The 16,946-nt window shown below is 71.4% G+C and carries 14 protein-coding genes and 1 tRNA gene; 9 read left to right on the top strand and 6 right to left on the bottom strand.

The annotated features are described in order from the left end of the window. The first annotated feature begins 271 nt into the window (after window positions 1-271). Window positions 272-2,140, top strand: coding sequence for a putative bifunctional diguanylate cyclase/phosphodiesterase (locus tag ACFV8T_RS03635; protein WP_385324080.1), 1,869 nt, complete (start codon window positions 272-274; stop codon window positions 2,138-2,140). A 52-nt stretch (window positions 2,141-2,192) separates the two neighbouring features. Here the strand turns inward: ACFV8T_RS03635 and ACFV8T_RS03630 are convergent, their stop codons facing one another. Further along, window positions 2,193-3,290: an LLM class flavin-dependent oxidoreductase gene (locus tag ACFV8T_RS03630; RefSeq protein ID WP_385324077.1), complete on the bottom strand. Its 1,098-nt coding sequence runs from the start codon at window positions 3,288-3,290 to the stop codon at window positions 2,193-2,195. 101 nt (window positions 3,291-3,391) lie between these two features. Continuing rightward, window positions 3,392-4,186, bottom strand: coding sequence for a decarboxylase (locus tag ACFV8T_RS03625; protein ID WP_385324075.1), 795 nt, complete (start codon window positions 4,184-4,186; stop codon window positions 3,392-3,394). A gap of 186 nt (window positions 4,187-4,372) precedes the next feature. On the opposite strand from ACFV8T_RS03625, the gene ACFV8T_RS03620 reads away from it, so the two are divergent. The 8 genes from ACFV8T_RS03620 (at window position 4,373) to ACFV8T_RS03585 (ending at window position 11,455) form a co-directional block, all read left to right on the top strand. Next, window positions 4,373-5,332 (top strand): D-2-hydroxyacid dehydrogenase, encoded by a 960-nt coding sequence (locus tag ACFV8T_RS03620; protein ID WP_266418836.1) that lies wholly within the window; start codon window positions 4,373-4,375, stop codon window positions 5,330-5,332. Window positions 5,333-5,589: 257 nt separating this feature from the next. Further along, on the top strand, window positions 5,590-6,492 hold the full coding sequence (ehuB, locus tag ACFV8T_RS03615) for an ectoine/hydroxyectoine ABC transporter substrate-binding protein EhuB (protein WP_385324071.1): 903 nt from the start codon (window positions 5,590-5,592) through the stop codon (window positions 6,490-6,492). A 19-nt stretch (window positions 6,493-6,511) separates the two neighbouring features. Continuing rightward, window positions 6,512-7,252: an ectoine/hydroxyectoine ABC transporter permease subunit EhuC gene (gene ehuC, locus ACFV8T_RS03610; protein ID WP_385324068.1), complete on the top strand. Its 741-nt coding sequence runs from the start codon at window positions 6,512-6,514 to the stop codon at window positions 7,250-7,252. Next, window positions 7,249-7,890 (top strand): ectoine/hydroxyectoine ABC transporter permease subunit EhuD, encoded by a 642-nt coding sequence (gene ehuD / locus ACFV8T_RS03605; RefSeq protein WP_385324065.1) that lies wholly within the window; start codon window positions 7,249-7,251, stop codon window positions 7,888-7,890. The genes ehuC and ehuD overlap by 4 nt, the downstream gene beginning before the upstream one ends. Further along, window positions 7,880-8,740 (top strand): ectoine/hydroxyectoine ABC transporter ATP-binding protein EhuA, encoded by an 861-nt coding sequence (gene ehuA / locus ACFV8T_RS03600; RefSeq protein ID WP_385324062.1) that lies wholly within the window; start codon window positions 7,880-7,882, stop codon window positions 8,738-8,740. Before ehuD ends, ehuA begins: the two co-directional genes overlap by 11 nt. A 166-nt stretch (window positions 8,741-8,906) precedes the next feature. After that, window positions 8,907-9,665 (top strand): IclR family transcriptional regulator, encoded by a 759-nt coding sequence (locus ACFV8T_RS03595; protein WP_385324059.1) that lies wholly within the window; start codon window positions 8,907-8,909, stop codon window positions 9,663-9,665. Window positions 9,666-9,726: 61 nt separating this feature from the next. Next, window positions 9,727-9,800, top strand: a tRNA-Lys gene (locus ACFV8T_RS03590). A gap of 131 nt (window positions 9,801-9,931) precedes the next feature. Continuing rightward, the gene (locus ACFV8T_RS03585; RefSeq protein WP_385324057.1) at window positions 9,932-11,455 is read left to right on the top strand and encodes an MFS transporter; all 1,524 of its coding nucleotides are present in this window, start codon (window positions 9,932-9,934) and stop codon (window positions 11,453-11,455) included. On the opposite strand, the gene ACFV8T_RS03580 is transcribed toward ACFV8T_RS03585, so the two are convergent. The 4 genes from ACFV8T_RS03580 to ACFV8T_RS03565 all read right to left on the bottom strand — a co-directional run bounded on the left by ACFV8T_RS03580 (window position 11,452) and on the right by ACFV8T_RS03565 (window position 16,921). Beyond that, the gene (locus ACFV8T_RS03580; protein ID WP_385324055.1) at window positions 11,452-13,200 is read right to left on the bottom strand and encodes an AMP-binding protein; all 1,749 of its coding nucleotides are present in this window, start codon (window positions 13,198-13,200) and stop codon (window positions 11,452-11,454) included. The genes ACFV8T_RS03585 and ACFV8T_RS03580 overlap by 4 nt on opposite strands. Window positions 13,201-13,226: 26 nt before the next feature. Beyond that, the gene (locus tag ACFV8T_RS03575; protein WP_385324052.1) at window positions 13,227-13,817 is read right to left on the bottom strand and encodes a lytic polysaccharide monooxygenase; all 591 of its coding nucleotides are present in this window, start codon (window positions 13,815-13,817) and stop codon (window positions 13,227-13,229) included. A gap of 159 nt (window positions 13,818-13,976) precedes the next feature. Further along, window positions 13,977-15,578, bottom strand: coding sequence for an SPFH domain-containing protein (locus tag ACFV8T_RS03570; protein ID WP_385324754.1), 1,602 nt, complete (start codon window positions 15,576-15,578; stop codon window positions 13,977-13,979). An 8-nt stretch (window positions 15,579-15,586) separates the two neighbouring features. Further along, window positions 15,587-16,921 carry a peptidoglycan-binding protein gene (locus ACFV8T_RS03565; protein WP_385324050.1) on the bottom strand — a complete coding sequence of 445 codons (1,335 nt, stop codon included), beginning with the start codon at window positions 16,919-16,921 and terminating at the stop codon, window positions 15,587-15,589. Between the last annotated feature and the right edge of the window lie 25 nt (window positions 16,922-16,946).

Raw genomic sequence — 16,946 nt, 5'->3', positions numbered from 1 at the left:
CACAGACAGTCACAATCGATCATCGGGGCATTGAAGGAGAACGTAATCGCTCAGAAGTGATCGGTTGCGAGCAAAACGGCGTCGCGCGCGAATGGCCCATGCGGGGCGGACGCGGGGCGCGGAAGGGTCGGGCGCTGGAACGGCCGACGCACCAACCTCTATGCTTCACCAGGCTTTCCCGCGTGGTTTCCGCCTCCGACCCAGGCGCGCCACGCGGCGGGCCAGTCCGGCCACACCTGTTCAGGACAGAACTGCACGGCGGGAGCGAACGGTGAGCGGAACCTCCGAAGGCCCCGGGCCCACGGCGGGCACACCCCGGTATTCCGCAGGACCGGCGACCACGGATCGTCACACTCCGTGGCCCCCTGCCGGAGCCGAGTGCTCCGAGCCGCACGGCTACCGGGCCGCGTTCCTGGCCGCCACACTCCCGATGGCCGTCGTCGATCACGAGGGCCTGGTCGTCACCGCGAACGAGGCCCTCGGCGGCCTCCTCGGCCTCTCCGCCTCGGGGCTGACCAACCAGTCCGCCGCCGATCTGCTCGACCTCGCGGCGGACGGCCGTACCTGGCACGCGTACCGCGAGGTGCTGCACGGGCGGCGTTCACGGTTCCGCTGCACCCACCGGCTCAAGCACCCGGACGGACGCGCGCTGTGGGCCGAGGTCACCGTCGTACCGATGCCCGAGCAGAAGGCCGGCGCGGGCGACGGCTCCGGGCCCGGCCGGGTGCTGCTCTCCGTCTCGGACATCAGCGACCGGCGCGAGCTGCAGAAGCGGCTGCGCCACCTCCAGATGCACGACCCGGTGACCCGGCTGCCCAACCGGACGCTCTTCTTCGAACGGCTCTCGGCCGTCCTGGAGACCCCGGCGTACGACGACAGCGCCTCCGGGCACGGCCGGGTCGGGCTCTGCTACCTGGACCTGGACGGTTTCAAGGCCGTCAACGACACGATGGGCCACCGGATCGGCGACCGGCTGCTCGCCGCCGTCGCCGCACGGCTCACCGACTGCGCGGCCCAGGACGGCCCGCACCGCTCCGGCTCCCATCTCGTGGCGCGCCTCGGCGGCGACGAGTTCGCGATCCTGGTCGAGGACTCGGCCGGTACGAAGCAGCTCACCGACCTGGCCCGCACGGTCCTCGCCGCGCTGCAGCAGCCCTTCGACCTGGCCGGGCAGCGGATCTCCGTGTCCGCCTCGATCGGGGTGGTGGAACGGGCCGTGACCGGCACCTCGGCCACCGGTCTGATGCAGGCCGCCGACACCACGCTGTACTGGGCGAAGGCGGACGGCAAGGCCCGCTGGACGGTCTTCGACCCGGAGCGCAACGCCCACCGGATGACCCGGCAGACGCTCTCGTCCAATCTGCGGCCCGCCGTGGAGCGCGGCGAGTTCACCATCGAGTACCAGCCGCTGGTCGGCATGGCCGACGGAGTCGTGCGCGGGGTGGAGGCCCTGGTCCGCTGGAACCACCCCCAGTTCGGCATGCTGTCGCCGAATCGGTTCGTCGCGATTGCCGAGGAGGACGGCTCGATCGTCCAGCTCGGCCGGTGGGTGCTGCAGTCCGCCTGCCGCCAGGCCCGGCGCTGGCAGCTGGAACATCCCACCGATCCGCCGCTGTTCATCAGCGTCAATGTCGCCGTGCGCCAGGTCTGGGACTCCGACCTGGTCACCGATGTCGCGGAGATCCTCGCCGAGACCGGCCTCGATCCCTCGCTGCTCCAGCTGGAGCTGACCGAGTCCGCGGTGATGGGCTCGGCCGGCCAGCCCATCCAGGCACTCCAGTCGCTCAGCAACATGGGCGTGCGGATCGCCATCGACGACTTCGGCACCGGCTACTCCAACCTCGCCTATCTGAGCCGGCTGCCGGTCTCGGTGCTGAAGCTGGACGGCTCCTTCGTGCGCGGCTTCCGCTACGAAGGCGGCGCCCATCCGAGCCCCGCCGACGAGACGATCGTCGAGGCGATGGTGCAGCTGGCGCACCGGCTGGGCCTGACCGTCACCGCGGAGTGCGTGGAGACGGCCGGCCAGGCCGAACGGCTGCGCAGGATCGGCTGCGACACCGGACAGGGCTGGCTGTACTCCCGCGCGGTGGCCCCGGAGCGGATCGCCGAGCTGATCGGCACCCGCCCGATGCAGGGCTGACGCGGCACGGCCGTCCGGACGGCCGTGCCGCGAGGCGGGCGCCTCGTCCGGATCAGGCCGTGGGCAGCCCGCACGCGTCCGCGATCAGCTCGTAACTGCGCAGCCTCGCCTCACCGCCGTGGGCGTTGGCGGTGATCATGAGTTCGTCGGCGCCGGTGCGCTTGGCCAGGTCGTCGAGGCCGGTACGGACCTGGTCCGCCGTGCCGTGGACGATGTTGACGAGCCAGCTGTCGACGAACTCGCGCTCCATCGGGCTGAAGGCGTACGCCTCCGCCTCCTCGGGCGTCGGGACCAGACCGGGGCGGCCGGTGCGCAGCCGGACCATGGACAGGGCGCCGGAGAGCACCTGGCGGCGGGCCTCGCGTTCGTCGTCGGCGGCCAGGGCGGAGACGCCGATCAGGGCGTACGGGGCGTCGAGCACCGCGGACGGCCGGAACGACTCCCGGTACAGGTCGAGCGCCGGAATCGTGTTCTGGGCCGAGAAGTGGTGGGCGAAGGCGAAGGGCAGGCCGAGCACACCGGCCAGCCGGGCGCTGAAACCGGAGGAGCCGAGCAGCCAGAGCGGCGGGCGGGCCGGCGACTGGACGCCGCCGTCGGCCGTGGCCTGGACCGGGCCGGGGACCGCGTGGATACGGGCGTAGGGGTGGCCGTCGGGGAAGTCGTCGTCCAGGAACCGGGTCAGCTCGGCGAGCTGCTGCGGAAAGTCGTCGGCCCCTTCGTTCAGCCGGTCGGTGCGGCGCAGGGCGGCCGCCGTCGCGCCGTCGGTGCCGGGGGCACGGCCGAGGCCGAGGTCGATGCGGCCGGGGGCCATGGCCTCCAGGGTGCCGAACTGTTCCGCGATGACGAGCGGTGCGTGGTTGGGCAGCATCACGCCGCCGGAGCCGAGCCTGATGCGCTCGGTGTGTGCGGCGAGGTGGGCCAGGATCACGGCCGGGGAGGAGGACGCGACGCCCGGCATGGAGTGGTGCTCGGCGACCCAGTAGCGGTGGAATCCGCGGCGCTCGGCGAGCTGTGCGATGTCCACGCTCGTGCGCAGCGCCTGGGTGGCGGTGCGGCCCTGCCCCACGGTCACCAGGTCCAGCACGGAGAGCGGAACGGCGGCCGTTCCCTCCGCCCTGCCACGGATCTCGTCGCCTCGAATCTCGTCCACGTCCTGGCCTCTCCGGTGATACGCCTGCGTCCGGCTCGTATGTCCGGAAGGGCATAACAGGAGGTTGTCTCCGGTTATTCCCGGTACCTCGGCAGGCCGGGCTACTTTCCGGGCCACCCGCGCCTGCCGCTGTGCGCGCGTTCCCGGCCCTCGCCCCAGGCGGCCACCGGGGCCGGCGGTGCCTCCCGGGCGGCGAAGAGCCTGCCCAGCCTCGGGGACCACGCGCGGCGGCCGGCCAGTCGCAGCCCCTCCCGGACGGTGACCTGGTTGCCGGTGAGGACCGGTTTGCCGAGGAGTTCCTCCAGTTCCGCCTCGTGTCCGGCGGTGTGCAGCGCCGTGTCGGGCAGCAGCACCACGTCCGCCTCCGGACGGTCGGCGGCCGCGGCGAGTTCCTTCACCCGGTCCAGGTCCCAGGCGGCGGCCTCGGTGGCCGACCCGAGCGAGGCGGCACGGGTGACGGCGACATCGATGCCCGCGGCGTGCAGGAAGCCGGCGAACAGGCCGGTGACGCGTTCGGAGTAGGTGGAGGCGACGGCGACCCGTTCGGCGTCCAGCTCCCGTACCGCGTGGGCGAAGCCGAAGGAGGTGCTGGAGGCGGGCACGCCGGCCGCTCGGGCCAGGGCTGCGGTCTGTTCATGGGCGCCCTCCCACCCGTACAGGAAGCTGCCGCCGCAGCTCGCCCACACGACGGACTCGGCACCGGCGCGCTGGAGCTCCTCCACCCCGGCGGCCAGGCGCTCGGGCGCGCCGGTCCGCATCAGGGCGTCGATCCCGTAGGCGTCCTCCTCGACGTCGGTGCGGCTCACCACCAGCCTGACGGCGTCGAGCAGGACCTCCATCCTCGGGAAGTCGTCCTCCGCGAAGTGGCCCGGGTAGAGAAATCCGACGGTCGTCATGTCCACAGGTCCGCCCTTTCTGTTCCGGTCCGGGGCGGGGAGGCATCACCCACGCCCGCATGCCCCGTTCCCTCCAAGTATTCCCCCATATGTCGTGACTCCCACGGCGCCTTGTTGACGGGTACGGGCCCGGGTGCGAGCGTGGTCAATCCGCACCTCCCAGACGCAGCGGAGCGACCGCCTCTCATGTCAGAGCCCACCCTGCTCGTCCTGGACACCGATCCGTCGCCGCGTCTCGGCCGGCTGACCGGCCGGGCCCGGATCCGGTACACGGACGAGGCCGGTCTCGCCGCCCGGCTCCCGTCGGCCGATGTGCTGCTGGTGTGGGACTTCGCCTCCGACGCGGTACGGGCCGCCTGGCCCGGCGACGGCCCGCGCCCGGCCTGGGTGCACACGGCGAGCGCGGGCGTGGACCGGCTGCTCTGCCCGGAACTGACGGCCTCCGACACGGTGCTGACCAACGCCCGGGGCATCTTCGAGCGGCCGATCGCCGAGTACGTGACCGGCCTGGTGCTGGCGTTCGCCAAGGACCTCCCCGGCACGCTGGAGCTCCAGCGGCGGCGGCAGTGGCGCCACCGCGAGAGCACCCGGCTCGCGGGCAGCCGCGCGGTGGTCGTCGGCGCGGGCCCGATCGGGCGGGAGATCACCAGGCTGCTGATCGCGCTGGGGGTCCAGGTGGCCCTCGTGGGGCGCAGGGCGCGGCGCACCATCCACGGCGCCGAGGATCTGGACCGGCTGACCGCCCTGGCCGACTGGGTGATCTGCGCGGCCCCGCTGACCGAGTCGACCCGCGCCATGTTCGACGCCCGGTTCTTCGGGCTGATGCAGCCGTCGGCCCGCTTCATCAACGTGGGGCGCGGACCGATGGTCGTCGAGGAGGATCTGGCCGAGGCACTGCGCAGGCGCTGGATCGCGGGCGCGGCGCTCGACGTGTTCGAGCAGGAGCCACTGGGGCCGCAGAGCCCGCTCTGGGACGTACCGGATCTGATCGTGTCACCGCACATGAGCGGCGACACCGCGGGCTGGCGGGACCGGCTGAGCGAGCAGTTCGTGGCGATGTACGAACTCTGGGCGGCCGGGGAGCCCCTGCCGAACGTGGTGGACAAGCGGCGCGGTTACGTCCCCGTCAGGGAGCCGGGCGAGTGACCGGGGCCGGTCGGGACCGCCGGCCGACCCGGCCCTCCCGCCACCGGCCCTTGCCCATGACCGACCGTCATGGGCCGTTCCGCATACGGGTGTACACGCCGCGCACCGGACGTCGCCCCGGCCCCCGCACGGGACACGGGAAGGTCACCGTCCGGACACCGTTCGATTACATGCGGCCCCTTCCTGCATAGACGTACGGGATCGGGCAGGCGCTCACCCTGTCCGGACTGTTCGACCGCTCCAGGAGATTGCGAACCATGGCTGACTTCCCGAACCTGTCCCGCCGGGGCTTTTTGAACCGATCGGCAGCCGTGGGGGGCCTGCTCGTCGTTCCCGGTCTGCTCTCCGCGTGCAGCAAGACCGACGCCGGTTCCGCGGACGGCGCGGGGGCGCTCGACAAGCTCCGCAAGCAGGGCTTCGTCCGGGTCGCGTACGCCAATGAGGCCCCGTACGGCTATCTGGAGGGCAAGGAGCTCAAGGGCGAGGCGCCCACCCTGCACCGGGAGATCTTCAAGGCGCTCGGCGTCGACGAGCTGAAGCCGACGCTCTCCGAGTGGGACGGTCTGATCCCCGGACTCCAGGCGGGCAAGTACGACGTGGTCAGCGCCGGGATGGCGATCACGCCCGAGCGCTGCTCCAACGCCCTCTTCTCCGAGCCCGAGTTCATCTCCCCCACCGCCCTGATGGTGAAGAAGGGCAACCCGAAGAAGGTCACCGACCTGGCCTCCGCGAAGGCCGCCGGGATCACCGTCGGGGTGATGTCGGGCGCCGTCGAGGCCAAGTACGCCGAGGGGGCCGGCATCTCCGCGGACCGGATCAAGACGCTGCAGAAGCCGCAGGACGGCGCCGACGCGCTCAAGGGCGGCCGGATCGACGCGTTCCTGCTCACCGGGATCTCGCTGCGCTGGCTGGCGAAGACGAACCCGGACACCGAGGTCACCGACGCCTTCCTGCCGGAGCTCGACGGCAAGAAGCAGTACAGCCCCGGCGGCGCCGTCTTCCGCAAGGGCAACGAGGACCTGCGGGACTCCTTCAACCGCGAGCTGAAGAAGATCGTCGCGGACAAGTCGCGCTACGTGGGCCTGCTCCAGGAGTACGGCTTCGGGGCCACCGAGCTTCCGCCGGCCACCTTGAAGACGGCCGATCTGTGCAAGGGCTGACGGGGACGGACCGCGCCGCATGAGTGATTTCTTCTCCGCCTTCCTCGACGATCTGCCGCAGTTGCGTTCCGGGTTGTGGGTGACCCTGGAGGCCACCGTCCTGGGCGCGCTGGCCGCCCTCCTCCTGTCGTTCGTCCTCGGCCTGATGTCGATCAGCCGGCTGCTGGTGCTGCGCGGTGTGTCGCGCGTGGTCGTGGAGTTCTTCCGCGGCACCTCGCTCTACATCCAGCTGTTCTGGCTCTACTACGCGATGCCGACGCTGACGGGGTACCAGCTGGACCCGCTGCTCTGCGGTGTCGTCGCCTTCGGTCTCAACTACGGCGCGTACGGCGCCGAGGTGGTGCGCGGGGCGATCGGCTCCGTGCCGCGCGGCCAGTACGAGGCGGCCGTCGCGCTGAACATGTCGCCGCTGCACCGGATGCGGAAGGTGATCCTCCCGCAGGCCTGGGTGCAGATGATCCCGTCCTTCACCAATCTACTGATCCAGCTGCTGAAGTGCACCCCGCTGCTGTGGCTGATCTCCGCGGCCGACCTGATGACCGTGGTCCAGCAGCTGCGCGACCGCACCGGCGAGACGCTCACCGCGTATCTGACCCTGCTGGCCCTCTACTTCGTGCTGGCCTACGCGCTGACCCTGCTGATGAATCTGCTGGAGCGGAGCGCCAAGCGGCGGCTCGGGCTGCACACCGGCGCGGGTGCGCTGCTGCGCAGCCGCAGCGCCACCGAAGCCGTCGCCACGACGACGGGAGGTGCCCGGTGAACGGTTTCGACTGGGACGCCGTCCGGGACGCCCTGCCCCTGCTGCTCCAGGGTTTCGAGGTCACGCTGCTGGCGACCGTCCTCGGCACGCTCGTCGCCGCCGTCCTGGGGCTGGCCATCGCGGTCGCCGGACGGGCCCCGAGCAGGTTCGTGACGGTGCCGGTGCGGGTCGTGATGGAGTTCATCCGGTCCACCCCGCTGCTCGTCCAACTGGTCGGCGCCGCTGCCCTGTTCACCTCGGTGGAGCCGCTGACGATCGGCATCGTGGTGCTCGGCGTCCACTACGCCACGTACACCTCCGAGGTGTACCGCGCCGGGATCGACGGTGTGCCGAAGGGCCAGTGGGAGGCCTGCCGGGCGCTCTCGCTCACCCCGCGGCGGACCTGGCAGGCCGTGATCCTGCCGCAGGCGGTGCGCAGCGTGCTGCCCGCGCTCGGCAACTACGCGATCTCGATGTTCAAGGAGACCCCGTTCCTCGCCGTGATCACGGTGCAGGAAATGGTCTTCGAGGCCCGCAAGTACGGCGCCGACCACTTCGCGTACACCGAGGTCTTCACGCTCGCCGGCCTGATCTTCCTGGTCGCGAGCTACCCCACCTCGCTCCTGATGAGAAAGCTGGAGAAGCGTCTTGGCCACTGAGCCCCTCCCCCTGTACAAGCCGGCGTCCGCGGCCCCCCGGGACGCCGTGCCGGCCGCCGTGCCCGAAGCCGCGCCGGAGACGGGCCGGCCGCTGGTCCGTTTCGACGACGTCGTGAAGCGGTACGGCGACCATGTCGTCCTCGACCGGCTGAACTTCTCGGTGCGGCGCGGCGAGCACATCACCCTGATCGGCCCCAGCGGTTCGGGCAAGACCACGATCCTGCGGCTGCTGATGACGCTGGAGAAGGTGAGCGACGGGGTGATCTGGGTGGACGGCAACCCGCTGTCCCACATCGCGTCGCCCGACGGATCGCTGAAGCCCGCGAGCGAGAAGCATCTGCGCGAGGCCCGGAAGAAGATCGGCATGGTCTTCCAGCAGTTCAACCTCTTCCCGAACATGAAGGTGCTGCAGAACATCACCGAGGCCCCGGTCAACGTGCTGGGCATGGACCGCGACGAGGCGGAGAGCCGGGCCCTGGAGCTGCTCGACCTGGTGGGGCTCTCGGGGAAGATCGACGCGCACCCGTCCCAGCTGTCCGGCGGTCAGCAGCAGCGGGTGGCCATCGCCCGCGCGCTGGCGATGCGGCCGGAGATCCTGCTGCTGGACGAGGTGACGTCGGCGCTCGACCCGGAGCTGGTGGCGGGCGTGCTGGACCTGCTGGGCGACATCGCCAGGAACACCGACATCACCATGCTCTGTGTGACCCACGAGATGAACTTCGCCCGGGACGTCTCGGAGACGGTACTGATGTTCGATGCGGGACGGGTGATCGAATCCGGATCACCGGAAAAAATCTTCACCGATCCGGAGCACGAACGCACCCGCGAGTTCCTCGACGCAGTGCTGTGACCTCGCCACCCTTCTCCCGACAATGACGTTGGCATATGCCGGACGGATGCGCCCCAGCTCACGGAGCCGGGGCGCGCCGACGAGTCGTCAACAGCCGCCCCGGCAAGGGGCCTTGGCGGCTATCGTGAGGGCAGAGCTTGCGGTCACAACCTGGTAGGGGGAAACCGTGACGTTGAAGCCCGAACCGACCGCACCGTTCCATTCGGTGCAGTACGCCCTTCGTGTTCTCGAAACGGTCTCCAAGCACGGCAACGGCGTGACGGACACCCAGATCTCCCGGGAGACGGGACTGCCCATCGGGCATCTCGGCCCCCTGCTGCTGACACTGCGCCGCGAGGGCTACGTGGAGCAGGTCACCGACGGCGCGTACGTCATCGGCTCCTCGCTCCTGCTCCTCGGTTCCGGTCCCGCCCGCAGACAGGCGCTGGAGACCAAGCTCCAGCAGACACTGGCGCAGCTGCGCGATTCGGTCGGCGCGGCTGTCTACATCAGCCGGTACGTCGACGGCGAGATCCGCGTCACGCAGTACGCCGACGGCCCGCTCACCCCCGCGGTCAACGAGTGGGTGGACTTCCGGTCGGCCGCGCACGCCTCGGCGGTCGGCAAGTGCCTGCTGTCCCAGCTCGACCAGAACGGCCGCCGCGACCACATCTCCCGCCACAAGACGCCCCGGCTCACCTCGCGGACGATCACCAACGAGAAGGTGCTCTTCTCCAAGCTGGACAGCCAGCCGGCGACGGTCCCGGTGCTCGACATCCAGGAGTACGCGGTCGGCACGGTGTGCGCGGCGGTACCGCTGACGGCCGGGTCCTCGGCGGGCTGCCTGGCACTGTCGCTGCCGATCGAGGACGCGCACCGGCTGCGCTCGGCGGCGGACACGCTGAACCGGCGGGCGGCGCCGGTCCTCCTCTCGCTGGCGCTCTAGGGTCCCCGGCGGGGGTGTCACCAGCACCCCTCGGGAGCAGGTATTATTTTCGAGTCAGCAGGCGCCGCTAGCTCAGTTGGTTAGAGCAGCTGACTCTTAATCAGCGGGTCCGGGGTTCGAGTCCCTGGCGGCGCACAGACAACGCACTGGGCGGTTCACGTACACACGTGAACCGCTCAGTGCGTTTTTTGCTGCCCGTCGAGATGTACAAGCGTTTTACACACTCGTACTAGACAAGCGTTTTAAACGCTCGTACATTTCCTGGCATGACGAACGCTACGAGCACCACCGCCGAGCGCGGCCACCTCGCCGGTCGCCGGGAATGGACCGCCTTCGTGGTCCTCCTGCTTCCCCTCCTTCTCGTCTCGATGGACATCTCCGTCCTCTTCTTCGCGATCCCGTCCATCGACCGGGACCTCGCCCCCAGCGCCACCCAGCAGCTCTGGATCTTCGATGTGTACGCCTTCGTCCTGGCCGGCCTGCTCATCACGATGGGCTCGCTCGGCGACCGGATCGGCCGTCGCAAGCTGCTGCTCCTGGGCGCGTTCGCGTTCAGTGCCGCGTCCGTCGCCGCCGCGTACGCCAACAGCGCCGAGATGCTGATCGCGGCCCGCGCCCTGCTCGGGGTCGGCGGGGCGACGCTGATGCCGTCGACCATGGGGCTGGTACGGAACATGTTCCGCGACGAGCGCCAGCGCGGCCGGGCCGTGGGGATCTGGTCGGGGGCCATGGCGGGCGGAATCGCGCTCGGCTCGGTGCTCAGCGGGGTCATGCTGGAGCACTTCTGGTGGGGCTCGGTCTTTCTGATCAATGTGCCGGCGATGGTGCTGCTGCTGGTCCTGGTCCCGGTGCTGGTCCCGGAGTTCAAGGACCCGAACCCCGGACGGTTCGACTTCCTGAGCGTGCCGCTGTCGATGGGGTCCGTGCTGCCGGTCATCTACGGCATCAAGGAGAGCGCCGCCCATGGGCTCGATGTGCGGAACGGGCTGATCATCGCTGCCGGGCTGCTCGTCGGCTGGTTCTTCGTCCGCCGCCAGCGCGTCCGCGGTGACGCGATGATCAGCCGGGAACTGTTCCGCGACCGCGGCTTCTCGGCGGGCATCGGGCTGAACGCGCTGGCCGCGTTCGCGATGATGGGTTCCTCGTTCTTCACCACGCAGTATCTGCAGTCGGTGCTCGGCATGGGCACGATGGAGGCCGCGCTGTGGAGCCTGGCGCCGTCGCTCGCGGTGGGCGCCGCGGCCCCGACGGCCACGGCCGTCGCCCAGCGGACCGACCGCGCGCGGGTCATCTGCGCCGGTTTCGTCATCGCCGCCGCCGGCTTCGCCGTCCTCGCCCTGACCGGTACGGATTCGCTGTGGCTGCTGCTCGGCGGCTGTGCCGTGATGAGCTGCGGCATCGTCACCGTGATGGCGCTCGTGTCGGACCTGGCGCTGTCCACGGCCCCGCCGGAGAAGGCGAGTTCGGCGGCCTCGCTGCTGGAGACCGGCCAGGAGTTCGGCGGTGCGACGGGGATGGCCCTGCTGGGCGCGGTGGCCACCGCGATCTACACCGCGGACATGCCGGGCTCGGCTCCGGAGGTCGCCCGCAAGACCCTCGCCGGTGCGGTGTCCACGGGTGACGGTTCGCTGATCTCGGTCGGGCGGGAGGCCTTCGTGCACAGCATGCAGTACGCCTCGGTGGCCGGGGCCGCGCTGCTGCTGGCGGGCGCGGTGCTGGCCGCGACGCTGCTGCGGAGGACGGGGGCCGCGGAGGAGGACGCGCAGGGGGAGCCGGCCTTGACGAACTAAGGGGCGTCCCGCGGTGCCGCCGTGTCCCCGATCGCCGGACGGGCTCGAATTCCACGCCCGTGCGGCACATTCGGCCCGTCCGGCGGTCGAGGACGGAACGCGGCACGCCCGTGTGCCTCGTACTCGCGCAGCAGGGCGCTCAGTCGCTCCTCGCCGAACGGCTCGTACCCGGCGCCGGTCCCGTTCCACCACACGGGATCACCGCACCGGAACCCCTCCCGGCGCAGCTCCACGCGGTGCACCTTGTTCGTCGCCGTCACCGGCATCGACGGGACGATCCGTACGAAGGCGGGGGCCATCTTCGTGCCCAGGTCCGTCTGCGCCGCGAGGAACGCGGCGAAGGCGGTCGGGTCGAAGGCGGCCCCCGCCCGCATGGCGAGCGCCGCCATCACCTGGTCCCCGGCGACCGGGTCCGGCACCGCGTACACCGCCACGGCCGCCGCCTCCTCCCAGCGGGCCAGGATGTTCTCGATCATCGCGGCGGCCAGGTTCTCGCTGTCCACCCGCAGCCGGTCGTCGGTGCGGCCCGCGAAGTAGAGGAAGCCGTCGACGTCGCGGAAGAAGAGGTCCCCGGTCCAGTACCAGCCGCCGCGCACCCGCTCGGCGTCCGCCGTCGCGTTGCGCCAGTAGCCCTCGAAGGGCGTACGCCCCCGGTTGACCAGCTCCCCGATCGATTCGGCCCCGTTGGTCAGCCGGCCCGCCCCGTCGAAGACGGCGGTGGCCCGCTCCTCGCCGGTCTCCGGGTCCACGACCGCGAGATCGTCGCGGGCCGACGCCTTGCCGATCGCCCGCTCCGGGGTGTCCCGGGTCCGCTGGATCGCCGCACCGCCCTCGGAGGAGCCGTAGCCCTCCACCAGCCGCACCCCGAACCGCTCCCGGAACCGGGCCGCGTCCACCGCACCGGCCTCGGTGCCGAAGCCCAGCCGGAGCGGGTGCTCGCGGTCGTCCGGGCGCTCGGGGGTGGCCAGCAGGTACTGCACGGCACGGCCGACATAGGTGAAGTACGTCGCCCCGTGCGCCCGCACGTCGTCGAGGAATCCGGAGGCCGAAAAGCGGCGGCGCAGTGCGACGGCGGCCCCGCCGGCCAGTGCCGGCGCCCAGTCGGCGATCACCGCGTTGCCGTGGAACATCGGCATGCAGATGTAGTGGACGTCCTCGCGCCGGACGCCGAAGTGGTCGACGAGCGACTGTCCGGCCGCCGCCAGCCGTCCCTGGGTGCAGATCGCGGCCTTGGGCGCGCCCGTCGATCCGGAGGTGAAGTAGAGCAGCATCCGGGTGCCGGGGCCGATGTCCGGCCGGACCGTGTCGCCCGGCCCGGCTCCGGCGTACGGGGCGAGGAGTTCGGCGTACGCGTCGGTGTCGGTGACCAGCATCCGGACACCCGGGAGGTCCAGGCCGTCGAGCAGCGGCAGGTGGGCGCGTTCGGTGACCAGGACCCGGCAGTCGGTGTGCAGGATGTCCCGGGCCAGTTCGGCGCCGCGCCGGGTGGGGTTGATACCGGCCACGGCGGCCCCGGCCAGGGCCGCCGCGCTCAACCAGAGTGGGAATTCGGGGGTGTTGTCCAGCAGCACCCCGAGGTGCGGTTCGCCGTCCGCCGACAGCAGATCCGCCAGGAGCGCGGCCCGTGCGGCAGCGCCCGAGGCGACCTGGTGATGAGTGAGGACGGTGTCCCGATGTCTCAGTCCGGGCCGGTGGTCGCCCCATTGGCGCTGTACGAGCTCCGCTACGGTGCCTGCGCTCCTCATGGCGCCGCACGGTAACTGACTATGCGTCAGAACTGAACATCGGAGCAGGCGTAGAACGCGTTCGCCGTGTCAGCGATGTTCCAGACGCTCAGGATGATGTGCTTCCCGCTCTTCTGGGTGGGGATGGTGCCCTGCTGGGTCAGGGTCGCCGGGGGCTGCTTGCCGCCGTACGGCACCGTCATGAAGGGCTGCGGCTCCAGGTCCGCCCTGGTGAGCGGCTTGGTGGGGTCCCAGCCGTTCTTGGTGATGTAGTAGCGGAAGTCCGTCGTGGCGTGGCGCGCGGTGAACTGCCAGCGGAAGTTGAAGCCCTGGCCCCCGGCGACCTGGGTGGCGGGCCAGTTGCCGCCGCGCGGGTCGTCGAGCTGGGCGAACTCCCCGTGGCCGCCGGAGCAGATCTTGCCGTCGGCCGGACCTGCCGCCGGGAAGCCCTTCGGGCCCTCGACGCTCTGCGGCTCCCACTGGATGTTGCCGCAGCCCGTCACCGTGCCGTTGGCACAGAGCTTCTGACGGCTGATGGGGTTGTCGGTGTAGCCGTGGCTGCCGGCACTGCTCGTCGCGAACATCGAGACGCCCGCGATTGCCAGGCCGACCACGGCCGCGCTTGCCCTTTTACGCATTGCTGTCGCTCCTCAAGAACGTGGGGGAGGTTCCATGAGTTGTGCTGCGCGCGTGCCCTGCGGTCTAGACCAAGACTTAGATTATTGACGGGATATGAACATGTCCAGACCAATGGGGGTCCGATTCCGCTTGGCCGGCTCGGCGGCCCCGCGGGGCCCTCAGGCACCCTCCCCGCCGCTGCGTCCGGTGTAGAAGGCCACCGTCAAGTCCTTGACCAGGGCCTTGCGTTCGTAGTCGTCCAGCTCCACGAGGCCCCGCGCGGTCAGCCGGTTGACCGTGTCGTCGACCGCGTCGACCACCGAAGTCAAGACGCTGTCGCGGTGCTTGGCGTCGATGGCCGCGATCCGGCGGCGCTGCATCGCCGCGGCGACCTCCGGCGCGTACTCGATTCCGGTCGGCTGCGCCGAGTACACCTCGACGCCGACGGGCTCGCAGTCCGCCTTCAGCATCCGGGTCAGGGCGTCGCCGACCGCCTCGGCGTTGCGCAGGGTGTGCGCGTCCTCGTGGAAGGCGTCGGCGGGCAGCTGCGAGAGGACCCGGGCCATCGCCGCCTCGACCTGCTCGCGCAGATACGCCTCGTGGTCGGCGACCCCGAGCGCCGCGCGCACCGTGTCCTTGATCCGCCACACCACGAGGACGACGACACGCAGCGCCGTACCGTTGGCGTCCACGGCGGGGAGCGGTTCGCTGCGCCAGTGCCGCAGGCGTACGTCGACCCGGCGGCGCAGCAGCAGGGGGCTGATCCACATCAGCCCGGTCCGCCGCACGCTCCCCCGGTACTCGCCGAACAGCGTCAGCACCCAGGCGTACCCCACCCGTCCGCGGCTCAGGCCGCCGAGCGCGAAGAGCACCACCGACACCAGCGCGGCGAGCGCCGCCCAGGCACCGATTCCGATGCCGTCGTACGGGCGCGAGCCGATCCCGAACCGGGCGAGCGCGGCGGCGGGCAGTGCGCCGACCCACCAGAGCACGGCGCCACCGGCGGCGATCCCGGCCAGCCCGGTGAGCAGCGCGAGCCAGCCGGGAAGCACGGGCCCCGGCCGCTCGGCGAGCCGTGGATCACCGACCGGCGCCGGGCGCGTCGAGAGCCGCACCTGCGGCCCCCTCGGCACAGGCGGCCGTCGCACCCCCGCCTGCGGCTGCTCGCCATCGGCTCCCCGCCGCATCACACCGGCGGGGAGCGCGGCCGCGTCGACACGGGTGGCGTCCTCGCGGAAGAGCAGGTGCACGGGGATGGTCGCGGTCCGCTCATTGGCGATGACCGCGTGGTGCCGCCCGGTCCCCCACAGCGATTCGCCGGACTGCTCGGCCCCGTCGCCGCCGGAGACGGGGAGGGAGTCGAAGGCCGTGTCGGGGACGGTGTCGGGGGCCGTGCGGATCCGGGTCGAGGACGGGACGGGTGCGATGCCCGGCACCGCGGCCGGGACCGACACCGAGGCGGAGGTCGCGCCGAGCGCGGCATCCATGTCCTCGCCCGGGACCAGATCCAGCACGAGGTCGACCACGGAGTCCGGACCGGCGGCCGGCTCGGACCCCGGTCCCGGAACGGGACCCGGTCCCCCGCCGGCACCCGCGGCCCTCGCCGAATCCGTCGCTCCGGCGGGCCCGTCCGGGCCGCCGTCCGCCCGCTCGGGCGGCGCCACCAGGTCCGGGCCGCACACCCGGACCGGCTCCGGCTCCCGCGCCACCCTCCCTGGCCTTCCGTCCTCCGGGGTTCCGGAGCTGTCCGACACCGTGGATCGCATACCCGCCTCCGTCATGTCCGTCGTCACCCGAAGAGTCGCCGCCAGGTCTCCGGACCGGGGTAGCCGTCGGCCGCTCCGCCCCGCCAGCCCTGCGCCCGTTGGAAGGCCTCGACATTGCGCCGGTCCGCCTCGGTCCACCGGGGTCCGGGGCCCGACGTGTAGTACTTGCCGAATCCCTTCTTCACCAACTGCTTGCCGAGCCTGTCGACATGGCTGTTGGACTGTCCGGGCCGGAAATAGCCCCGCCCGGGGAACTTCGAATCCGGGTTCGAGTCGCCGTGACCGGCTCCCGTTCCGCTGCCGCTTCCGGCGGCGGGGATGTCCCGGCCGGTTCCGTTGGCCAGGAGCCGCCAGGTGTCGGGGCCGGGGATGCCGTCCGCCTCCTTGCCCCGCCAGCCCTGGGCCTGCTGGAACGCCCGGGTCGCGCGCCGGTCGGCGTCGCCCCAGCCCGGCCCGGGGCCGACCGTGTAGAAGCGCTTGCCGCCCCGTTCCACGAGCATCCGGCCGAGCTGGGTGACGTACTTGTTGCTGGCACCGGAACCGAACTTCCCGGCACCCGGGAACCCCGTCACCGACGAACCGCTGCCGGCGCTTCCGCCGCTGAGGCCCTTGTAGCGGTACGCGACGTAGTTGCCGGAGTTGGTCCAGTACGCCATGGGCGTCTTCTTCTTGCGGGTGTGCGGCTTCGTCTGCTCGTACGCCGTGTAGTGGGTGTGCGTGTAGTCGGTCCAGCCGCCGAAGATCGTGACGTGCGAGCCCTTCGAGGGGGCGGCCGGGTTGTGGAAGAGCAGGATGTCGCCGGGCTGCAGTTCCTCCCGCGCGATCCGCGTCCCGAACGCGGCGAGGCTGCCGGTCCACTCGTTGCCGGGCAGGTCCCAGGCCATCGACACGAAGCCGGAGCAGTCCTGCCGGTAGCCGTCGTTCCAGTACTTGAGCATGCTGTACGGAACTTCCGCGGACACCCACTTCTTCGCGCGGTTGATGATGTCGGCCCGGCTGGTCTTGCGCAGCTTGGGCGTGGTCGTCGTGGACGAGGGCGGTCCCGCGGCGCCGCCGCCGCGCAGCGGTCCGGGACCGCCCTGCGGGCTGTCCCCGTCGGGGTCCGTCCGGACTGCTCCGGCCGCCTCCGCCGCCCGGTCGCCCGTCGTGCCCCTCGCGCTCGCCGCCTCGGCGACGCCGGAGCTCAGCACCACCCCGGCCGCGGTGGCCAGCACCAGGGCGCGGCGTGCGCCGTGCGCGGCCGGATGGCCTCCGTACCGCATGGGCAGTGCACTGGCGGCGGTCCGCCGCTGCGCGGCGCACCCCGCACAGGTGCAGTCGATGGCGGGCACGTACTCCTCGAAAGCCGGCACAGTCATGCGATTCCCCTCCGCACTCGTCAAG

The sequence above is a fragment of the Streptomyces sp. NPDC059832 genome (genome assembly GCF_042731715.1).
GTDB lineage: Bacteria > Actinomycetota > Actinomycetes > Streptomycetales > Streptomycetaceae > Streptomyces.
This window is presented reverse-complemented; position numbering and strand designations above follow the sequence as displayed.

Coding starts and splice junctions, on each gene's coding strand:
- ACFV8T_RS03625 (WP_385324075.1), bottom strand. CDS start 4,186: ATGACGACCGTCGGATTTCTCTACCCGGGCCACTTCGCGGAGGACGAC.
- ACFV8T_RS03620 (WP_266418836.1), top strand. CDS start 4,373: ATGTCAGAGCCCACCCTGCTCGTCCTGGACACCGATCCGTCGCCGCGT.
- ehuB (WP_385324071.1), top strand. CDS start 5,590: ATGGCTGACTTCCCGAACCTGTCCCGCCGGGGCTTTTTGAACCGATCG.
- ehuC (WP_385324068.1), top strand. CDS start 6,512: ATGAGTGATTTCTTCTCCGCCTTCCTCGACGATCTGCCGCAGTTGCGT.
- ACFV8T_RS03585 (WP_385324057.1), top strand. CDS start 9,932: ATGACGAACGCTACGAGCACCACCGCCGAGCGCGGCCACCTCGCCGGT.
- ACFV8T_RS03580 (WP_385324055.1), bottom strand. CDS start 13,200: ATGAGGAGCGCAGGCACCGTAGCGGAGCTCGTACAGCGCCAATGGGGC.
- ACFV8T_RS03575 (WP_385324052.1), bottom strand. CDS start 13,817: ATGCGTAAAAGGGCAAGCGCGGCCGTGGTCGGCCTGGCAATCGCGGGC.
- ACFV8T_RS03570 (WP_385324754.1), bottom strand. CDS start 15,578: ATGACGGAGGCGGGTATGCGATCCACGGTGTCGGACAGCTCCGGAACC.
- ACFV8T_RS03565 (WP_385324050.1), bottom strand. CDS start 16,921: ATGACTGTGCCGGCTTTCGAGGAGTACGTGCCCGCCATCGACTGCACC.